The sequence below is a fragment of the Nocardioides sp. genome (genome assembly GCF_050699375.1).
In the GTDB taxonomy this organism is placed as follows: domain Bacteria; phylum Actinomycetota; class Actinomycetes; order Propionibacteriales; family Nocardioidaceae; genus Nocardioides.
The window spans coordinates 31,129-49,617 of the sequence record NZ_JBOHDN010000063.1 but is presented as its reverse complement, the minus strand read 5'-3'; the positions used below and the strand labels follow the sequence as shown (position 1 = coordinate 49,617).

The 18,489-nt window shown below is 68.1% G+C and carries 18 protein-coding genes; 17 read left to right on the top strand and 1 reads right to left on the bottom strand.

Going from position 1 to position 18,489, the window contains the following annotated elements:
* The 17 genes from ACRDPS_RS04120 to ACRDPS_RS04040 all read left to right on the top strand — a co-directional run.
* On the top strand, positions 1–196 hold a 196-nt coding region (locus ACRDPS_RS04120; RefSeq protein WP_431500353.1), incomplete at its 5' end, for a 2Fe-2S iron-sulfur cluster-binding protein.
* A gap of 84 nt (positions 197–280) precedes the next feature.
* Positions 281–1,798: a class I adenylate-forming enzyme family protein gene (locus ACRDPS_RS04115; RefSeq protein WP_431500352.1), complete on the top strand. Its 1,518-nt coding sequence runs from the start codon at positions 281–283 to the stop codon at positions 1,796–1,798.
* Between the two features lie 60 nt (positions 1,799–1,858).
* Entirely contained in the window at positions 1,859–2,665 is an 807-nt protein-coding gene (locus ACRDPS_RS04110; protein ID WP_431500351.1) for a crotonase/enoyl-CoA hydratase family protein, read from the top strand.
* A 1-nt stretch (position 2,666) separates the two neighbouring features.
* Positions 2,667–3,887: an NAD(P)/FAD-dependent oxidoreductase gene (locus ACRDPS_RS04105; RefSeq protein WP_431500350.1), complete on the top strand. Its 1,221-nt coding sequence runs from the start codon at positions 2,667–2,669 to the stop codon at positions 3,885–3,887.
* Positions 3,888–3,967: 80 nt separating this feature from the next.
* Positions 3,968–5,149 (top strand): aromatic ring-hydroxylating oxygenase subunit alpha, encoded by a 1,182-nt coding sequence (locus tag ACRDPS_RS04100; protein ID WP_431500349.1) that lies wholly within the window; start codon positions 3,968–3,970, stop codon positions 5,147–5,149.
* A complete protein-coding gene (locus ACRDPS_RS04095) occupies positions 5,146–6,027 on the top strand; it encodes a hypothetical protein (RefSeq protein WP_431500348.1) in 882 nt (293 codons plus the stop codon). Before ACRDPS_RS04100 ends, ACRDPS_RS04095 begins: the two co-directional genes overlap by 4 nt.
* Before the next feature lie 122 nt (positions 6,028–6,149).
* A complete protein-coding gene (locus ACRDPS_RS04090) occupies positions 6,150–7,646 on the top strand; it encodes an aldehyde dehydrogenase family protein (RefSeq protein ID WP_431500347.1) in 1,497 nt (498 codons plus the stop codon).
* Between the two features lie 2 nt (positions 7,647–7,648).
* Complete coding sequence (locus tag ACRDPS_RS04085; RefSeq protein ID WP_431500346.1) at positions 7,649–7,867, top strand: ferredoxin; 219 nt, start codon at positions 7,649–7,651, stop codon at positions 7,865–7,867.
* 26 nt (positions 7,868–7,893) lie between these two features.
* Positions 7,894–9,111 (top strand): cytochrome P450, encoded by a 1,218-nt coding sequence (locus ACRDPS_RS04080; protein ID WP_431500345.1) that lies wholly within the window; start codon positions 7,894–7,896, stop codon positions 9,109–9,111.
* A gap of 46 nt (positions 9,112–9,157) precedes the next feature.
* On the top strand, positions 9,158–9,547 hold the full coding sequence (locus ACRDPS_RS04075) for an SCP2 sterol-binding domain-containing protein (RefSeq protein ID WP_431500344.1): 390 nt from the start codon (positions 9,158–9,160) through the stop codon (positions 9,545–9,547).
* Positions 9,548–9,558: 11 nt separating this feature from the next.
* Positions 9,559–10,671 carry an NDMA-dependent alcohol dehydrogenase gene (locus ACRDPS_RS04070; protein WP_431500343.1) on the top strand — a complete coding sequence of 371 codons (1,113 nt, stop codon included), beginning with the start codon at positions 9,559–9,561 and terminating at the stop codon, positions 10,669–10,671.
* A gap of 9 nt (positions 10,672–10,680) precedes the next feature.
* Positions 10,681–12,339, top strand: coding sequence for an FAD-dependent oxidoreductase (locus tag ACRDPS_RS04065; protein WP_431500342.1), 1,659 nt, complete (start codon positions 10,681–10,683; stop codon positions 12,337–12,339).
* Positions 12,336–13,820, top strand: a complete 1,485-nt coding sequence (locus ACRDPS_RS04060; RefSeq protein WP_431500341.1) for an acetyl-CoA acetyltransferase — start codon at positions 12,336–12,338, stop codon at positions 13,818–13,820. Before ACRDPS_RS04065 ends, ACRDPS_RS04060 begins: the two co-directional genes overlap by 4 nt.
* 57 nt (positions 13,821–13,877) lie before the next feature.
* On the top strand, positions 13,878–14,195 hold the full coding sequence (locus ACRDPS_RS04055) for a hypothetical protein (RefSeq protein ID WP_431500340.1): 318 nt from the start codon (positions 13,878–13,880) through the stop codon (positions 14,193–14,195).
* A complete protein-coding gene (locus ACRDPS_RS04050; protein ID WP_431500339.1) occupies positions 14,192–14,629 on the top strand; it encodes a Zn-ribbon domain-containing OB-fold protein in 438 nt (145 codons plus the stop codon). The genes ACRDPS_RS04055 and ACRDPS_RS04050 overlap by 4 nt, the downstream gene beginning before the upstream one ends.
* Complete coding sequence (locus ACRDPS_RS04045) at positions 14,626–15,801, top strand: thiolase C-terminal domain-containing protein (protein ID WP_431500338.1); 1,176 nt, start codon at positions 14,626–14,628, stop codon at positions 15,799–15,801. The genes ACRDPS_RS04050 and ACRDPS_RS04045 overlap by 4 nt, the downstream gene beginning before the upstream one ends.
* A 13-nt stretch (positions 15,802–15,814) precedes the next feature.
* Entirely contained in the window at positions 15,815–17,239 is a 1,425-nt protein-coding gene (locus ACRDPS_RS04040; RefSeq protein ID WP_431500337.1) for an aldehyde dehydrogenase, read from the top strand.
* Between the two features lie 52 nt (positions 17,240–17,291).
* On the opposite strand, the gene ACRDPS_RS04035 is transcribed toward ACRDPS_RS04040, so the two are convergent.
* Positions 17,292–18,425: an acyl-CoA dehydrogenase family protein gene (locus ACRDPS_RS04035; protein ID WP_431500336.1), complete on the bottom strand. Its 1,134-nt coding sequence runs from the start codon at positions 18,423–18,425 to the stop codon at positions 17,292–17,294.
* Between the last annotated feature and the right edge of the window lie 64 nt (positions 18,426–18,489).

The window sequence follows — 18,489 nt, the reverse complement described above, 5'->3', positions numbered from 1 at the left end:
TGCTCTGGCCGGCGTTGGGGTCGAGGTGGACTTCTCTTGTCGCGAGGGCACCTGCGGAACCTGCGAGACCGGCGTCCTCGGTGGGGTTCCCGATCATCGCGACTCCGTGCTCAGCGAGGAGGAGCGGGCCGCCGGCGACTGCATGATGATCTGCGTCGGCCGCTGCCGTACGGGCCCGCTCATTCTTGACCTCTGAATCGTTCTCGGGGCATTGACAGTGACGCACGTCACGAGTAGAACTCAATTATCTACAACCAATAGGTTTTTTGAAGGAGTATCCATGAGCGCCACGATCGGATCCGCTCTCGCCTGGTGGGCGCGGACCCAGCCGCACGCCCCGGCGTTCGTCTTCGAGGACGAGACGCTCGACTACGAGACTGTCGAGCACTGGTCCAGCCGGTTTGCGCTCCGCCTCCAGGCGGATGGGGTCAAGCCGGGAGACCGGGTGGGTCTGATGGCCCCCAACGACGTGCTGTGGCCGATCGCGGCCTTCGGCATCCTGAAGTCCGGTGCCGTCCTGGTGCCGCTCAACAGCCGGTTCACCGCCGCGGAGCTGCGCAAGGTGCTCGACGATGCCGGAGCGACCGCCGTTGTGACCGACGACTCCCTCGTTGACATCGCCACAGAGGCCGGCGCGAGCGGGGATCCGGTCACGGTGGTGCCCTTTGCCGAGGTGGCCGTCCTGCGCGACGGGGAGCCAGAGACGTTCCGCGTCGACCGTGGCGATGAGGACCCGATCTCGGTCATCTTCACCAGTGGGTCCACGGGCCGTTCCAAGGGTGTCGTCCTGACCAACCGCACGCTGCTCAACATCGTCTTCGAGGCCAGTCTCGTCGAGGAGGGCTTCCACCGCGGCTCGAGCGCGATCCTGGTGCTACCGCTGGCGTTCACCCCCGGGTTGGTGTGGGGCATGCTGATGTCGGCCGTGCTCGGCGGAAAGCTCGTGATCGAGAAGCAGCTGGTGCCCTCGCGAGTGGTCCAGCTCATCGAGGAGCACCGCATCGAAGCCATCTTCGGGGTGCCCCTGATCTATCAGGCGATCGCCGGAGCGCCGGAGTTCGCTGACGCCGACCTGTCCTCGCTGAGTACCGCCGTCGTCGGCGGCGCCGCAGTGCCGGGTACCCTCCTCGAGGCGTGGGCGAAGAAGGACGTCGCGCTGCGCCAGATCTACGGCATGACCGAGGCGGGCGGGATCGCCACGTCGACGCCTGTCAGCGAGTTCCGCGAGCACCCCGACAGCTGCGGCGCCGGCCACATCTTCACCGAGGTCGCCGTGATGAACGCCGACGGCAAGCTGGCAGCGGCGGGTGAGACCGGTGAGCTGGTGATCAAGGGGCCCGGAGTCACTCCCGGATACTGGGAGTCGCCGGAGATCAACGCACAGGTCTTCCGTGACGGCTGGCTGCACTCCGGTGACCTGGGCGTCTGCGACGAGGACGGCCGGATCAGCTTTGTGGATCGGTTGAAGGATCTGATCATCACCGGAGGGATCAACGTGTCCCCGGTCGAGCTCGAGCAGGTCCTGGCCGCGATTCCGGGAGTCGGCGAGGTCGCCGTGATCGCGGCCACCGATCCGAAGTTCGGTGAGACGCCGGCGGCGATCATCCAGATCGCCGGTGAGCTCACCGAGGAGGACGTGATCCGCGAGGCGTCGAAGGTGCTGGCCGACTTCAAGGTGCCGCGCTACGTCGTCTTCCGAGACGAACCGCTGCCGCGGCTGCCCAGCGGCAAGATCAGCAAGACCGACATCCGCACCGAGTACGCCGACCTGGTCGAGCGGTACCAGAAGGTCCGTTGAACCGTCCGACTCCCGCCCGCATCAACGCATGACGCCGCACGGCGACAAGGAAGGCAACTCATGAGCACCGCTCGGGTCGAAGCCGACAACCAGATCGTCACCCTCGAACGGCACGGACACGTGGCCGTGGCGACCATCCGCCGCCCTGAGGCTATGAACGCGGTCAACTCCGCCGTCTCGATCGGCCTAGCCGCCGCCCTGGCCGAGGCCGATGCGGACGAGGACGTGCGCGTGCTCGTGGTCACCGGCACCGATAGAGCCTTCTGTGCGGGGGCCGATCTCAAGGCCCTCTCCCGAGGTGAGCGTGTCGACGACCCAGACCATCCGGAGTGGGGCTTTGCCGGCTATGTACGCCACTACGTCTCGATCCCGACGATCGCGGCCGTGAACGGGTTCGCCCTTGGCGGCGGCACCGAGATCGTGCTCGCCTCCGACCTCGCCGTCATCGACGAGGGGGCGCAGCTCGGTCTGCCAGAGGTCAAGCGTGGCCTGATGGCTGCGGCCGGCGGCGTGATCCGCACCCAGCGTCAGGTGCCGCTCAAGCCTGCCCTCGAGATCGCGCTCACCGGTGACCCGGTGAGCGCGGAGCGGGCCGTGGAGCTCGGTCTGGCCAACCGGGTCGCCCCCAAGGGCACCGCCCTCGACGTCGCTCTGGAGCTGGCAGCCCGCATCGCCGCGAACGCGCCGCTGTCGGTGGCCGCGACCAAGGAAGCCGTCCATCGCACGCTAGCGGCGGGCTCCGACTGGGAGCAGGAGCCGTGGGACATCAATGACCGCTCCATGGCCACGATCATGCGCTCCGAGGACTTCCGAGAAGGCACCCGAGCATTCGCGGAGAGACGCGCCCCTGAGTGGAAGGGCCGCTGACATGACCGACGTCGAGCTGGTCGACGGGATCCGCCGGCTCGTCATCGTTGGCGCCTCGCTGGGTGCAGCACGTGTCGTGGAGGAGGCGCGCCGGATCGGGTTCGACGGGGAGATCACCGTCATCGGCGAGGAGGCGCACGGGCCGTACGACCGCCCGCCTCTCACCAAGGAGTTCCTTGCGGGGGAGGGCGACCCGGCTCCGTTCTGGCACCTGCCCGACCCCGAGTCGCAGGGAGTCAATCTCCTCACGGGCACGAAGGCACTGTCGCTGGATTCACGCAACCGGCGGGTGCGTACCGACAAGGGTGACATCGACTATGACGCCCTGGTGATCGCCGTGGGCGCGCAGCCGCGACCCCTCGAGGTCGACGGCACCCACTTGGACGGCGTCACCACGCTGCGTACGCTGGATCAGGCTCGCGCCATTCGCGAGGCTCTACAACCAGGCGCCCGTGTCGTCGTCGTCGGGGCGGGCTTCATCGGCGGCGAGGTCGCCTCCAGTGCCCGGGCACGTGGTGCGGAGGTCACGCTGGTCGAGGCGCTGGACCTCCCACTGGTGGGAGCGGTGGGGTCGCTCGTCGCCGAGCGTCTCGCATATCTGCATCGGCAGTACGACGTCGACCTCCTCACGCGCACCAAGGTGCGTGAGATCCGTGGCCAGGGCCGCGCGGAGAAGGTCTCCCTCAGCGACGGCACCACGGTCCCGGCCGACCTGGTGATCGTGGGCATCGGTGTCGAGCCCGCCACCGGATGGCTGCGCGGCTCGGGGGTCGCGGTCAGCGACGGTGTGGCCTGCTCGCCCTACCTGGAGAGCACCGTGCCCGGTGTCTACGCCGTGGGCGACGTCGCGCGATGGGTCAATCCGTGGAGCGGACGCTCGACCCGCATGGAGCACTGGACCTCCACCGGCGAGCAGGCTGAGTTCGTGGTTCGCAACGCTCTGACCACCGAACGCCGCCCATGCCGGATCACTCCGTACTTCTGGTCGGAGTGGTACGGCCACAAGCTCCAGCTCCTCGGCGAGCCTGCTGACGAGGTCGAGCTCATCGGCCATGGTGGCGCGACAGACCCGTTCCTCGGCCAGTATCGCTATGACGGCCAGCTGGTGGGGGCCTTCGGCTTCGACCGCACCGGCCCCCTCATGAAGCTGCGCACCGCGGTCGCCGAACGGCTCTCATGGCAGTCGATGCTGCGCCGGCCCGAGGGCACCGCGCGGACCTGACTCCGTCGTCGCCCGAAGGTCCGGTTGCGTACACTCATCATTCGAATTAACTTATGGCTTTAGATAAATGGAGGCATGTCATGACGGACGACGTCAGCATCGACCGCGAGGCGCGGATCAGGCGTGCGCTGGACCACCTTCGCAACGACACCACCGACCAGTTCGAGAAGGTCGAGCCGTTCGAGGCGCACGAGTTCATCGACCCCGACCTGGCGGTGCGGGAGCGGGACGTGATCTTCGGCAGGGTGCCGACGATCGTCGCCCATGGATCCGAGATCCCGAAGACGTACGACTTCAAGACCGTGAGGATGCCGCGCAACAACATCATCATCACGCGCCAGCGTGACGGGGGAGTCAAGGCTCTCGTCAACCTCTGTCGGCACCGTGGCGGGCTCCTGGAGGGTGACGCCTGCGGCAAGCGCAGGCTCTTCTCGTGCCCCTATCACCGCTGGTCCTACGACATCGACGGCTCTTTGCGCACGATCACCCGCGACACCACCGTCGGAGACCTCGATCAGGCCGAGTATGGGCTCGTCGAGCTCCCGGCCGAGGAGCGTCACGGCTTTGTGTGGGTCGTCGACAACGCGGACGCGGAGATCGATGTCGCCTCGTGGCTCGGGCCGGAGATCGACGAGATCCTCGGCGGCTACGACCTCGGCGGGCTCATCTGCATCCGTGCCGAGGGGTTCGAGGAGACGGTGAACTGGAAGTTGATGCAGGACGCCTTCCTCGATGGCTACCACATCCAGTACGCCCATCCGAACACTGCGGCGAAGTACATCCACACCAATGTCATGGTCTTCGAGGACTTCGACCGGCACTGTCGGTTCATCGCTCCCCGCAAGAGCATCGACCGCTGGCTCGAGGAGGAGCCCGGCGATCGCAGCCTCGTCGAGGACGTCACCGAAACCCACTTCCTCGGCCCGAACAGCACGCTGCTCAAGCAGCCCGACCACTTCCAGCTGCTCACGTTCCGTCCGCATCCGACCTCGCCGACCGAATCCGTCATGGAGATGCGTCTGATCGTGCCGTCCGCGGATCGGGCCGGCATGACCCAGGAGCGCTGGGAGTACCTGTGGGAGAAGAACTGGCAGATCCTCCTCTCCGTGCTCCATGCCGAGGACTTCCCGGTGCTGCGCGACTCCCAGCGCGCCATGGGCAGCCGTGATGCGGGGTCGATGGTGCTGGGCCGCAACGAGGTCGCCAACCAGGTCTTCCGGCGCCTGGTCAAGCGCCTTCTGGCTGAGGCGGACGAGGCATGATCACCTACGCGTGGCGCACGACGCTGGCAGACGCTGAGGTCAAGGACGTCGAGGAGTTGCTCGATCAGGCTGTCGAGTATGACGCCGAGGCTGGCTTCTCGACGGCTACTCCGACAGTGGTAGGCCGTGGTGAGGTCCGCCACCTGCTGGTCTCGATTCCGCCGCCTGGTGAGCGCGGAAATGTTCAGCTCGATCAGCTGCCTGACGTGCCGGTTGTGGCGTACCTACGCCTCGACATGGTCGGGGAGGAGGCCGACGTCCAGTTCGTGGTGCGGCCTGAGTTCCGCTCCCATGGCATCGCGACGCTGCTGGCCGAGCTCCTCGACGAGCAGCCAACCGGCTGGTCCTCGCTTCCCGGCGTCCGCCGGCTGCGGGCATGGTCGCATGGCGCCCATCCGGCCGCCGAGCGGATGGCGCGACGGTTCGCCGCGCGCATGGACCACGCGATCTTCAAGACCTTGCGCTTCATCGGGGGAGTCCATCCCTTCGCCGGCTCCGGGGCCGAGGCGACCGTCGAGCCGGCGCCGGACGGACCGGCGGAGATGGCTGCCGGGTATCTGGCCGGTATGGCGCCCGGTGAGCGGACCGCGCTGACGCGGGGTCGGATGCGCCTGGTCGCGCCCGCTGGAAGTGTCATCGTCGGCGTCGACGAGAAGGATCCGGCGGCTCGGCCTGCCTGCATCTCGCTCGACACCGCTGGCGTAGGCATCGCCGATCTGCGGACTATCTTGGCGACCGCGCTCCTGCGCGTCCAGTCTGACGGTGCCCGAGTCGCTCAGATGTACGTCGACGCTCTCTCTGCGGCCGAGGTGCGCGCCTCGAGGGAGCTTGGGTTCCAGCACGACCAGTCGGACCTCCTCTACGTCAGACCGCTCTGAGAGTGGTCATCGCAGGGAGTGCGGGGCGGGGCATTGACCTCATAAACCTAATTGTATAAGTTTTGCGATGTGAGGGGCGCCACAGCCGCCCCCTCGTGCAGCAAGTGAGCGAAGGACATGTGATGCGTGCATTCAGGAACTTGATCGGCGGTGAGTGGGTCGACGCCGAAGGCGTGATCCCCGCCGATGACCCGTCCACAGGCGAGGTCTACGGCCTCGTCCCCGACTCCGACGCCGCAGCCGTCGACGCCGCCGTCAAGGCCGCCCGGACCGCCTTCGACGGGCCGTGGGCGCGGATGTCGGTCGGTGACCGCGCAGAGGCGCTGCGCCGCCTCGCCGGTGTGCTGGAGAAGCGGTTCGACCTGCTGGTCGAGGAGCTGATCATGGACTCCGGTGCGACCGCTCGGTTCGCCCCGATGCTGCAGGTGGGTGCCCCCCTTGCCCACCTGCGCGACTTCGCCGACATGGCCCACCACCTGGACACGCCGGAGTCCTTTCCGCTCCAGGCGGGGCCGGCGCTGGGGCAGTGGGAGCTGCACCGGGAGCCGGTCGGAGTGGTCGGGGCGTTCACGCCGTACAACTTCCCGCTCTTCATGACCGTCTGGAAGGTCGCGCCTGCGCTGCTCGCCGGCAACACGGTGGTCCTGAAGCCCTCGCCACTGACGCCGATCGGGCCCGAGGCACTCGCCGCCGCCAGTCTCGAGGCCGGCATCCCCGCAGGCGTGATCAACCTGGTCCACGGTGACCGGGTCGCCGGCGAGGCACTGGTAGCCCACCCCGATGTCGACCTGGTCAGCTTCACCGGCAGCACCGCGGTTGGCACCCAGGTGATGGCCTCGGCAGCCGCCACAGCCAAGGACGTCATCCTCGAGCTCGGCGGCAAGTCCGCCGGCCTGGTGCTGCCTGACGCCGACGCCGAGCTGGCCGTACGAGGCATGCTCTTCTCCAGCATGATGCACGCCGGACAGGCCTGCGTGGCGCTGACCCGGATGCTGGTCCCGGACTCCCGCTACGACGAGTTCGTCGACCTGCTCCAGCAGCGTGCCAACGTGCTGAACGTGGGCCACGCAGCCGACTTCACCACCGACGTCGGACCCGTCATCTCGGACGCCGCCCGCATCAAGGTAGAGAAGTTCGTCGCCGCCGGACTGGAGGCAGGGGCTCGTGCGATCGTCGGGGGTGAGGCCCCCACGGGAGTGCCCGCCGGCGGCCACTACGTCAGCCCGACCGTCCTGGTCGACCTCGACAACGACAACCCGGCCGCACACGAGGAGATCTTCGGACCGGTTCTCTCGGTGATCCGATACACCGACGTCCAGGACGGGATCCGGATCGCCAACGACACCCGCTACGGACTCGCCGCCGCGGTGTGGGGCACCGACCTGGTCAGAGCTCGTGAGGTCGCACTGCGTATGCGCGGTGGGCTCACCTGGATCAACGATGCCGCCCAGGCCGACGTCACCAAGACCCCGCTCGCGGGACGTGGGATGAGCGGAGTCGGCCAGGAGAACGGCCGCGACGGCCTCCTCGCCTACACCAAGGTCCGCAGCCTCTACACCGCGCTGGACACCGACATCGACCTGCGCGCGTACGGCGTCGTGGGCAGCGAGTGGGAGTGAGCATGAACGACCACAGCCAGGCATCGATCGACAGAGAGCTCTGCAAGGGCCACGGCCGCTGCTACATGTCGGCGCCCGCGATCTTCGACTCCGACGACGAGGGATTCGGTGTCGTGGTCGGGGAGGCCGCGACATCCGGCGACGCTGCCGCTCTCGAACGCGCCGTCAACAACTGTCCGGAGCGCGCGATCGCGTTCGCGTCCTCCGCAGCCACGCACTAGCCCACCCGGAAGAAGGAGACACCGTCATGAGCGAGCTCAAGGACGCCGAGAGCCCCGAGATCCAGACCGACTTCGACATCCACTCACCCGACATCGCCGACACCGTCTACGACGTCTACGCGGAGATGCGCGGCAAGTGCCCGGTCGCCCACAGCTCGCACTACGGCGGGCACTGGGTCACCACCAAGTACGACGACATCCAGGAGGTTCTCAAGAACCCGACGGTCTTTTCGAGCGAGTCGGTGAACGTGCCCGGCACGATCGGTCAGGACGGGCCGATGATCCCGATCGAGGTGGACCCGCCCGACCACGGCATCTACCGCAAGCTGATCAACCCCCTCTTCTCGCCGAAGCGGATGGCGGCGCTCGAGCCGCAGATCCGTGACATCGCCAACGAGCTCATCGACCAGATGCTGGAAAAGAAGCAGGTCGACTTCATCGAGGCGTTCGCGAAGGAGTTCCCCAGCCGGGTCTTCCTGGCAATGATGGGCTGGGACATCGCTGACAGCGCCAAGTTCAACCACTGGGCAGACACCATCGTGCTGGGCGAGCCGGGGGCCAGCGAAGAGCGCTCCACCGAAGTGCGTACGGCGGCCGCTATGGAGGTCTACGCCTACTTCGGCGAGATGATCGACGAGCGCGCCGAGTCCGGCGACGCCGACGACATCACCCAGATCCTCATCAACGGCACCTTCGAGGACCGCGAGCTGACCCAGTTCGAGGTGCTCAACATCCTCTTCCTCTTCCTCATCGGCGGGCTGCACACCGTGCAGGGCCAGCTGGCCCACTCGGTCATCTACCTCGCCGAGCACCCCGAGGTACGCAAGCAGCTCGTCGACGACGCTGGGATCGTGCCCACTGCGGTCGAGGAGATGCTGCGCTGGGAGTCCGCGGTATGCCCCGCCCGGGTCGTCAAGGAGGACTACGTCCTCGACGGCGTACAGCTGAGAGCCGGCGACAAGATCCTGATCCCGTTCGGCGCGGCCAACCACGACACCAGCGTCTATCCCGACGCCGACGAGGTCGACCTGACCCGCGATCCCAACCCGCACCTCGCCTTCGGCGCCGGCAACCACCGCTGCGTCGGCTCGCACCTGGCCCGGCTCGAGCTGCGCGTCGCCTTCGAGGAGCTTCACCGCCGGATCCCGGACTACCGCTTGGACTCCGACAACCCGCCGGAGCGCCACCTGAGCCAGGTCAAGGGCGTGGTCTCGCTCCCGCTCGTCCTCGGCGAGTCGATCTGACCTGCCACATCCCAAACTCACATCCCACAACAAAGGAGTACCCAAGATGACCGTCAAGTTCGGAACCGTGGAGTTCTACCAGGCGATGGGTGACGCTCTCAACAGCGACCCGGTCTGGGCCGACAAGGGCAAGAACATCGACTTCGACATGGCCTACAAGTACGAGGCGCCGGTCGAGGGCCAGTTCTTCGTCAGCTTTGAGAAGGGCCAGGTCACTGCGGTACGTGACGCCAGCCAGGAGGACCTCGACAAGGCCGACTTCTTGATCAGTGGCTCCAGCGACACCTGGAAGGGCTGCTTCGACGGCAGCATCAACCCCACGGTGGCGATGACCCGCGGCAAGCTGCGCGTGCGCGGCAAGATGGCGCAGATGCTCAAGAACATGCCTGCGTTCATGTACATCCAGGAAACCATGGCGAAGATCGACTTCGAGTGAGGAACTGAGAAATGAAGTCACGAGCAGCAGTTCTCCTCGACGGTCCCGGCAAGTGGGATGTCATCGAGGTCGAGGTCGACGAGCCCAAGGAGTTCGAGGTCCTGGTGCGGTTCAAGCACGCAGGTCTGTGTCACTCCGACGACCATTACGCCCAGGGCGACGTACCCGCGATGGCCTACCCGTTCGCGGGCGGCCACGAGGGCGCCGGCGTTGTGGAGAAGGTCGGTCCAGGCGTACGCGACCTCGAGGTCGGCGACCACGTGGTGGCCGCCTTCATCCCGGGGTGTGGCCGGTGCACCTGGTGTGCCCGCGGCATGCAGAACCTGTGCGACAACGGCGCCTATATGATGCTGGGCACGCAGCTCGACGGCACCTTCCGCCTGCACACCGACGACGGCCAGGACGTCGGCCAGTGCTCGCTGGTCTCGACGTTCTCGGAGTACTCGATCCTGCCCGAGTGGGGTGCGCTCAAGATCGACAAGGACATCCCGCTCGAGATCGCCGCCCTGGTCGGCTGTGGAGTGCCGACCGGATGGGGATCCTCGGTGAACGCCGCCCAGGTTCGTCCCGGCGACGTGGTCGTGATCATGGGCATCGGCGGCATCGGGATCAACGCGGTGCAGGGTGCCAAGTTCGCCGGCGCCTCGCACATCCTCGCCGTCGACCCGGTGGAGTTCCACCGCGAGAAGGCGCTCGAGCTCGGCGCGACCGAGGCGTTCGTCAACATCGCCCAGGCGACCGACCGCGCTCAACAGCTGACCAACGGCCAGGGCGCGGCCTCGGCGATCGTCACTGTCGGCGTCGCCAACGGCGAGCACGTCGCTGAGGCGTTCGGTGCCATCCGCAAGGCGGGCACCGTGGTGCTGACTAGCATGTGCAACGTCACCGAGTACGGCATCCCGGTCAGCCTGTTCGAGCTCGCGATGTATCAGAAGAGGATCCAGGGCTCGCTGTTCGGGATGATGCAGCCCACCCGGGCTGTGCCGGACATCCTGGAGCTGTGGCGCCAGGGTCACATCAAGCTCGAGGAGCTCATCACCCGCCGCTACCCCCTGGAGGAGATCAACCAGGGCTACGAGGACATGCACGCCGGGATCAACCTCCGCGGCGTCATCGACTTCTGAGCCGCTGACATGACCCACGTCGTCACCCGAGCCTGCTGCAACGACGCCAGCTGCGTACCTGTCTGTCCGGTCAACTGCATCCACCCGACACCGGACGAGCCGGACTACGGCACCGCCGAGATGCTCTACATCGACCCGGATGTGTGTATCGACTGCGGTGCCTGCGTAGAGGTGTGCCCTGTCGGAGCGATCAGCGCCGACTACGACCTCGCCACCGACCAGGAGCCGTACGAACAGATCAACGCCTCCTGGTTCGACGGTGACGGGCGCCGTGACTATGAGCAGGAGCCCGTCCCCGCCCGGTCCATGACCTGGACCGGGCGGACGGGAGAGCAGCTTCGGGTGGCGATCGTGGGGACCGGGCCCGCTGCCTCGTACGCAGCCGAGGAGCTGCTGTCGAAGCGCGGCCTCGACGTCGCCGTCGATATGTACGAACGGCTGCCGACCCCGGGCGGACTCGTCCGTTTCGGGGTCGCCCCTGATCACCAGGACACCAAGCAGACGGCGGTCGCCTTCGGGAGGACGCTGAAGCGGAAGGGGCTCCGGCTCTTCCTCAACACAGAAGTCGGACGAGACATCACTGTCGATGAGCTGCGCGCCAGCTATCACGCGGTAATCGTCGCTGTCGGCGCGCTCGACGACCGCCGCCTCGGCATCCCGGGGGAGGACCTGCCCGGCAGCCACTCAGCGACCGAGCTGGTCGGGTGGTACAACGGCCACCCCGACTTCGCCCACCGCACATTCGACCTGTCCAACGAGCGGGCCGTGGTCGTCGGCAACGGCAACGTCGCCCTGGACGTGGCCCGGATCCTCGCCTCAGACCCGGAACGGCTGGCGGGCACCGACATCGCCGACCACGCTCTCGCGCAGCTGCGCGAGAGCCGGATCCGTGAGGTCGTCGTGGTCGGGCGTCGCGGACCGCAGGAGGCGGCGTTCACCACCAAGGAGCTGCTGGGGCTGATCCAGACGCCCGGGATCGACGTCGTCGTACGCAGCGAGGAGCTCGTGCCGACCGATGCTGCCCCTGGGTCGGCCGCAGCCGAGAAGCAGCGGCTGTTGCAGGAGCTGCTCCCACGTCCGCTGACCGAGCCCAGGCGGGTGGTGCTGCGCTTCCTCGCCTCACCCGAGACCGTCCTGGGCGATGACTGGGTCGCGGGCATCCGGCTGCAGCACAACCGGCTCGAGGCGGACATGTCCAACACCCTCCGCCCGGTTCCTACCGGTGATCTCGAGGAGCTCGCCTGCGGGCTCATCTTCCGGTCGATCGGCTACCGCGGGTCCGCCGTCCCCGGCGTGCCGTTCGACGACGTACGCGCCGTAGTGCCCAACACCGAGGGACGCGTCCATGAGGCCGGCGAGCCGGTGCCGGGGCTGTTCGTGACCGGCTGGATCAAGCGAGGCCCGAGCGGCGTCATCGGCACGAACAAGCAATGCGCCCGGGAGACCGTCGGTCACCTACTGGACGACTTCGGAGCGGGCGCGCTGCCGGCACCTCAGCACGACGCGGACGACATCGAGTCGCGGCTGCCCGGCCACGTCGGGCTGGCGGGCTGGCGCCAGATCGACACCTACGAGACCGGCGCCGGCCGGGCGGCACGACGCCCGCGCGTGAAGCTGGTCGAGGTCGAGGAGATGCTCGCCGTGGCACGTGCAGGAGGCGGCGTATGAGCCTGGACCCACGTACCCCGGTTCTGATCGGTGGCGGTCAGCTCAATCATCGCCCGGAGACCGGCGTCGACGCCGAGGAGCCGGTCGACATGATCGTCAGCGCGGCGCGACTCGCGGCTTCGGATGCCGGTGTTCCTGAGCTGGTCGAGCGAATCGACTCCGTCCGCGTCGTCGGCATGCTGTCGTGGCGCTACCGCGATCCGGGCCTGCTCGTGGCCCAGCGGCTGGCGGCCTCGGTGCGGCACACGGTCTACACCGGCAACGGCGGAAGTCATCCGCAGGCCCTTGTCAACGACGCTGCCGAGGACATCGCCGCGGGACGCTGCGACATCGTCCTGGTCGGCGGTGCAGAGGCATGGCGGACCCGGATGCGCCTCAAGGCCCACGGCGAGCGGCCCGACTGGACCAGGCAGGACGACTACGTCCCGGTCCCCGAGACCCGTCCCGACGTCCCCATGAAAGATGCGACCGAGGTCGTTGCGGGCCTTGACCGCCCGTCGTACATCTATCCGCTCTTCGAGCAGGCGATCCGGGTCGCTGCGGGGCGCAGCATCAGCGCCCACCGCGACACCATCGCAGGGCTGTGGGCGCGCTTCAACCAGGTCGCCGTGGGCAACCCCGACGCCTGGGTGCAGCGCTCGTACACCGCTGAGGACATCGCCACCGTCTCGCCTGCCAACCGGATGGTCTCCTCGCCGTACACGAAGCTGATGAACTCCAACAACGGTGTCGAGCAGGCAGCAGCGGTCCTCGTCTGCTCGGTCGAGGCCGCCCGCCGATACGGGGTGCCCGAGGACCGTTGGGTCTTCCTACGATCGGGGAGCGAGGCCTCCGACACGGCGCAGGTCGCGGCGCGTCCGCGGCTCGACGCCTCGCCCGCGATCGCCGCTGCCGGTCGGACCGCGCTGGAGCTCGCGGGCATCACGCTCGAGGACCTCGGCCCGGTCGACATCTACTCGTGCTTCCCTTCGGCCGTGCAGATCGCCGCCGACGCACTTGGTCTGCCCATCGACGACCCCGATCGTCCGCTCACCGTCACCGGCGGACTCACCTTCGCCGGGGGGCCGTGGAACAACTACAGCACCCACGCGATCGTGACCATGGTGCGTGAGGTGCGCCGCACGCAGCGGCCAGGGCTGGTCACCGCCAACAGCGGCTACCTGACCAAGCATTCCATCGGCGTCTACGCGCCCACGCCCGGGGAAGCGTTCCGTAGGGCATCCGCACAGGCAGAGGCCGACTCGGTCACCACCACACCGGTGGCGAAGGCGTACGAAGGCCCTGCCGAGATGGAGGCCTGGACGGTCGCCCACGACCGTGAAGGCCAGCCGGAGACGGCGATGGCCGCTCTGCGTACGCCCGACGGCGCACGGACGCTGGCGCGGTCGGCGGTGCCGGAGCTCGCCGAGCGCCTTGCTTCCGAGGATCTTGCCGGGGCCAAGGTCGCCGTCTCGGCCGATGCCACTTTCGACCTGCCCTGACCCTTCCTGCCCTGACCTTTCCAGCCCTGTCCTGCCCTGATGTACGAGGAGAACCCGATGACCACATCCACCACCGACTTCGAGACGACCTACCGCCGACACGTCGACGGAGTCGTCGCCGGCGACCTCAAGGCTGTGCTCGCCGACATGGCCCCGGGGTCGGTCCCCGAAGTCTTCGTCGGTGTCCAGGTCCCGCGCGCCGACGTCGACAGCGCCGAGATCGTCTCCGTGCGCCTGGACGGAGAGCGCGGGGTGGGCGAGGCGGTGTACGTCACCCCTGACGGCGCCGTCGGCCTCCGCTCGGGCTGGGCACTCGTCGACGGAGTCTGGAAGGCCGACCTGCTGGAGAACTTCGACCCGTCTGGCCCGGCATGACGGCTGCCACGATCGAGATCCTGCCGACAGGCCCCGCGCCAGACGACAGCGACCGCCCCTTCTGGGAAGGCCTGCGGAGCAACCAGCTGATGCTGCCGAGGTGCGCTGCGTGTGAACAGCGTCGCCCGCTCGGCCGAGCGATGTGCGCTGCGTGCTGGTCCTTCGACACCGACTGGGCTCCCGTCGACCCCACAGGCACCGTCCACACCTGGGTTCGCAGCGCGCGCGCGTTCATGAGCGAACTCGACGTCCCCGCCCCGTACGTCACGGTGCTGGTGCAGCTCGACGACGCGCCGGTGCGGCTGCTGGGCCTTCTCCTCGGCGACGACCTGAGGCCGGCGATCGGCGACCCCGTCACCGGAGTCGTCCAGCAGCCCGCCAACGCCGAGTGGCCGGTGCTCCGCTGGCGCGCCGCCGGCGGTGAGGACCGATGAGTCTTAGAGGCACCACCGCTGTGGTGGGGATCGCAGACATCCACTATCCCCGCGGTAAGGCGCCGGTGGGCGAGCGCGGGCTCGTGCTCCAGGCGATCCTGGAGGCATGCGCTGACGCGGGGATCTCTCCGCGAGACGTCGACGGGTTCACCTCCTACGCCGGAGGCGACCACAGCGGACCCGTGCTCGCCGCCGACCTGGGCGTGCGCGAGCTGCGCTGGTCGAGCATGGTCTGGGGCGGAGGAGGAGGCGGCGCCGCCGCCGCCATCGGCGCTGCTGCCGCCGCGGTCTCCACCGGTCAGGCCGAGTGTGTCGTTGCCTTCCGCGGAATGTCCCAACGGGAGACCGGTCGTCTCGGCTACGCCAAGTACTACTTCGACAACAACTACCTGCCTCATGGCATCGCCACGCCGGCCCATGTCTGCGCCCTGCGTACGCAGCGGATGCTGGAGCACGACGGTGTGCCGCGGTCTGCGATGCGCAACCTCGTCCTGGCCGCCTACCAGCACGCCCAGCGCAACCCGCGCGCCGCCGGCTACGGCAAACCGCTGGACGAGGCCGGGTACAACGCCTCGCCCTACATCGTCGAGCCCTTCCACCTCTTCGACTGCTCGCGTGAGAACGACGGCGCGGTTGCGCTGATCGTGGTCTCTGCGGAGCGCGCCCTTGCGATGGGTCGACCGGCGGCGTACGTCCTGGGCGCTGCCCAAGGGGCGCCGGGCGGCTACTCGGCGCTGAACGAGAACGACGAGCCCTACACCTCGGCAGGATTCGTCGACTCCTCCTCCGGCTCGGGAGTCGCCTCACGGCTATGGGCGGAGGCCCGGATGAAGCCGGCCGAGGTCGACGTCGTCCAGGTCTATGAGAACTTCAGTGGCCCCGCGGTCGCCTCCCTGATCGACCACGGACTCTGCCCGCCCGGGCCGGCGGCCGCCGAGGTGATGACCGTCGAGAACCTCACCGCACCGAATGGCCTGCTGCCTGTGAACACATCGGGCGGCAACATCGCCGACGCCTTCGTCAACGGCATGGGCCTGGCCGCGGAGGCCGTACGCCAGATCCGTGGGACCTCGACCAACCAGGTCGACGGAGCGGACACATCGCTCTTCATCGGCGGACCGATGGCGCCCCTGGTCAGCTCGGTCCTCCTCGGCAGCGAACAGACACTCTGAGAAGGAGCTCATCATGGACGATCGCACACGACTCTTCGTCGACGGCGACTGGACGGAACCGGCCAAAGGGACGACCTATGAGGTTGTCGAGGCCGCCACCGGCGAACCCTTCGCGACCACCGCTCTCGCCACGGCCGAGGACATCGACGTCGCCGTCGCCGCGGCGCGTGCGGCGCTGGCCGGCCCCTGGAGCCGGATGACACAGGCCGAGCGTGCCCGGATTCTGGGGGCATACGCCGCCGCGCTCGGCACCCGGCGGAAGGAGACCGCCGCGCTGGTCAGCCGAGAGAACGGGATGCCGATCTCCCTCTCGCACGTCGTCAACGGCATCGCGCCCGGCTTTATCACCGGCTACTACGCCGAGCTGGCCGCGAAGCTGACGCTCGAGGAGAGCCGCCCCAGCCCGACCGGCGGCGACACCCTCGTCGTACGCGCGCCGGTCGGCGTCGTCGCCGCGGTGACTCCGTGGAACTACCCGCAACCGCTCGCGATCATGAAGATCGCCCCAGCGCTCGCGGCCGGCTGCACGGTGGTGCTCAAGCCGGCGCCCGAGACCGCCCTGGACGCCTTCGTCCTCGCCGACGTCGCCGAGGAGGTCGGCCTGCCGCCGGGTGTGCTCAACGTGCTGCCGGGTGACCGCGACGCCGGTGCACACTTGGTCGAGCATCCCGGCGTGGACAAGGTTGCCTTCACCGGCTCCACCGGAGCCGGCCGCGTGATCGGCGCAGCTGCCGGGCGACTGCTGCGCCCGGCCACGCTCGAGCTCGGCGGCAAGTCGGTCTCGCTGATCGCCGAGGACGCAGACCTCGGGCTGGTGACCTCCAAGCTCCTCGAGGTCTCCCTCCCCAACAACGGCCAGACCTGCCACGCCGCCACCCGGGTGCTTGCCCCGCGCAGCAGGTACGCCGAGGTGGTCGACGCGGTGACCGAGACGGTGCGCGCGCTGAAGGTCGGTGACCCGCTCGACCGCGAGACCCAGGTCGGCCCGCTCGTGTCCCGGGCCCAGCAGCAGCGGGTCGCCGACTACATCCGGCAGGGTCGTGACCTCGCGCGGCTCACTACCGGCGGCGGTGTTCCCGACCGTCCGGGCTGGTTCGTGGAGCCGACGGTCTTCGCCGATGTGGACAACGACTGTGTCATCGCCCAGGAGGAGATCTTCGGGCCGGTGCTGGTCATCACGCCGTACGCAGACGAGGACGAGGCCATAGCGCTGACCAACGCCTCCGACTACGGGCTCGGAGGAGTCGTGTGGAGTGCGGACGACGAGCACGGCCTGGCCCTGGCTCGGCAGATCAGCAGCGGCACCGTGGGCGTGAACCACTACGAGCTCCACGTCAACGCGCCGTTCGGTGGCATCCGCGCCAGCGGCCTGGGCCGCGAGCTCGGCCCCGAGGGGCTGGACTCGTACCTGGTGGCGAAGTCGATCTACCGCCGCTGACCCACCTCTGCTGGTCGAGCCCCGGATTCCGGCGGCTCGACCAGCAGCTGCGTCAGCGCAACAGGTCCTTGGCGACGATGTCGGTCATGATCTCGTTCGCGCCCCCGTAGATCCGCTGCACGCGCGCGTCGACGAACGCCCTCGCGACGGGGTACTCCAGCATGTAGCCGTAGCCGCCGTGCAGCTGAACACCAGTGTCGATGACCTCGTGCTGCAGGTCGGTCGCCCAGGCCTTGGCCTTCGCGGCATCGACCGGCGACAGCCTGCCGGCGTTCCATTCGCGTACGCATCGGTCGATGTACGCCCGGGAGACTTCGACCGCGGTGCGCAGGTGTGCCAACCGGTGCGCGGGCACCTGAAAGTCGGCGATCCGGCGACCGAAAGCGGTCCGCTCCTTGACGTAGTCCACCGTCCAGCCGAGCACCGCTTCGGCGGAGGCCTGTCCGGCTATGGCGATGCCGAGACGTTCCAGCGGAAGGCTCTGCTTCAGGTACGCCAGTCCTTGACCCACCTCACCGAGCAGGTTCTCCGTGGGCACGTGCACATGGTCGAAGGCCAGCTCAGCGGTGTCTTGTGCCTGCAGCCCCACCTTGTCGAGCTTGCGGCCGCGGGTGAAGCCAGGGGTCCCGTCCTCGACGACGAAGAGACTGAAGGAGTCGCCGGTCCGGGCGAAGACGATGACCAGATCGGCGAGGATCCCGGACGTGATGAACGTCTTCGAGCCGTTGAGCATCCAGCCGTCACCGTCGGGCTCCGCGGAGGTGCTGATCCCGCGAAGGTCGCTGCCCGCACCTGGCTCGGTCATGGCGATCGCGCCGATCGTCTCGCCGGTCACGAACCCCGGCAGCCAGCGCTTGCCCTGCTCCGGTGTCGCGTGCCGCAACAGGTAGTTGAGGACGATGTCGTCATTCGTCGAGAAGCCCGACTGCAGTGCGCTGGCGCCCACGCGAGCGATCTCGAGCTGAAGGATCGTCCGGAAGCGGTAGTCCGTCTCGCCAGGGCCGCCGTACTCCTCGGGTACTGCCAGGCCGAGTAGGCCCTGGCGGCCGGCGGCCAGCCACGTCTCCCGGTCGATCAGACGCTGCTCATCCCACCGCTCCAGGTTCGGCTCGACCTCGCGGGTGACGAACTCGCGCACGACCTCCCGGAACTCTTCGTGGTCCGACTCGAACAGATCGCTCTCCATGTTCATCCCTTTCCCAGTAAACCTATTGTCAGTAGGTTATTGGAAGACGGACGTCTCCGCCAGA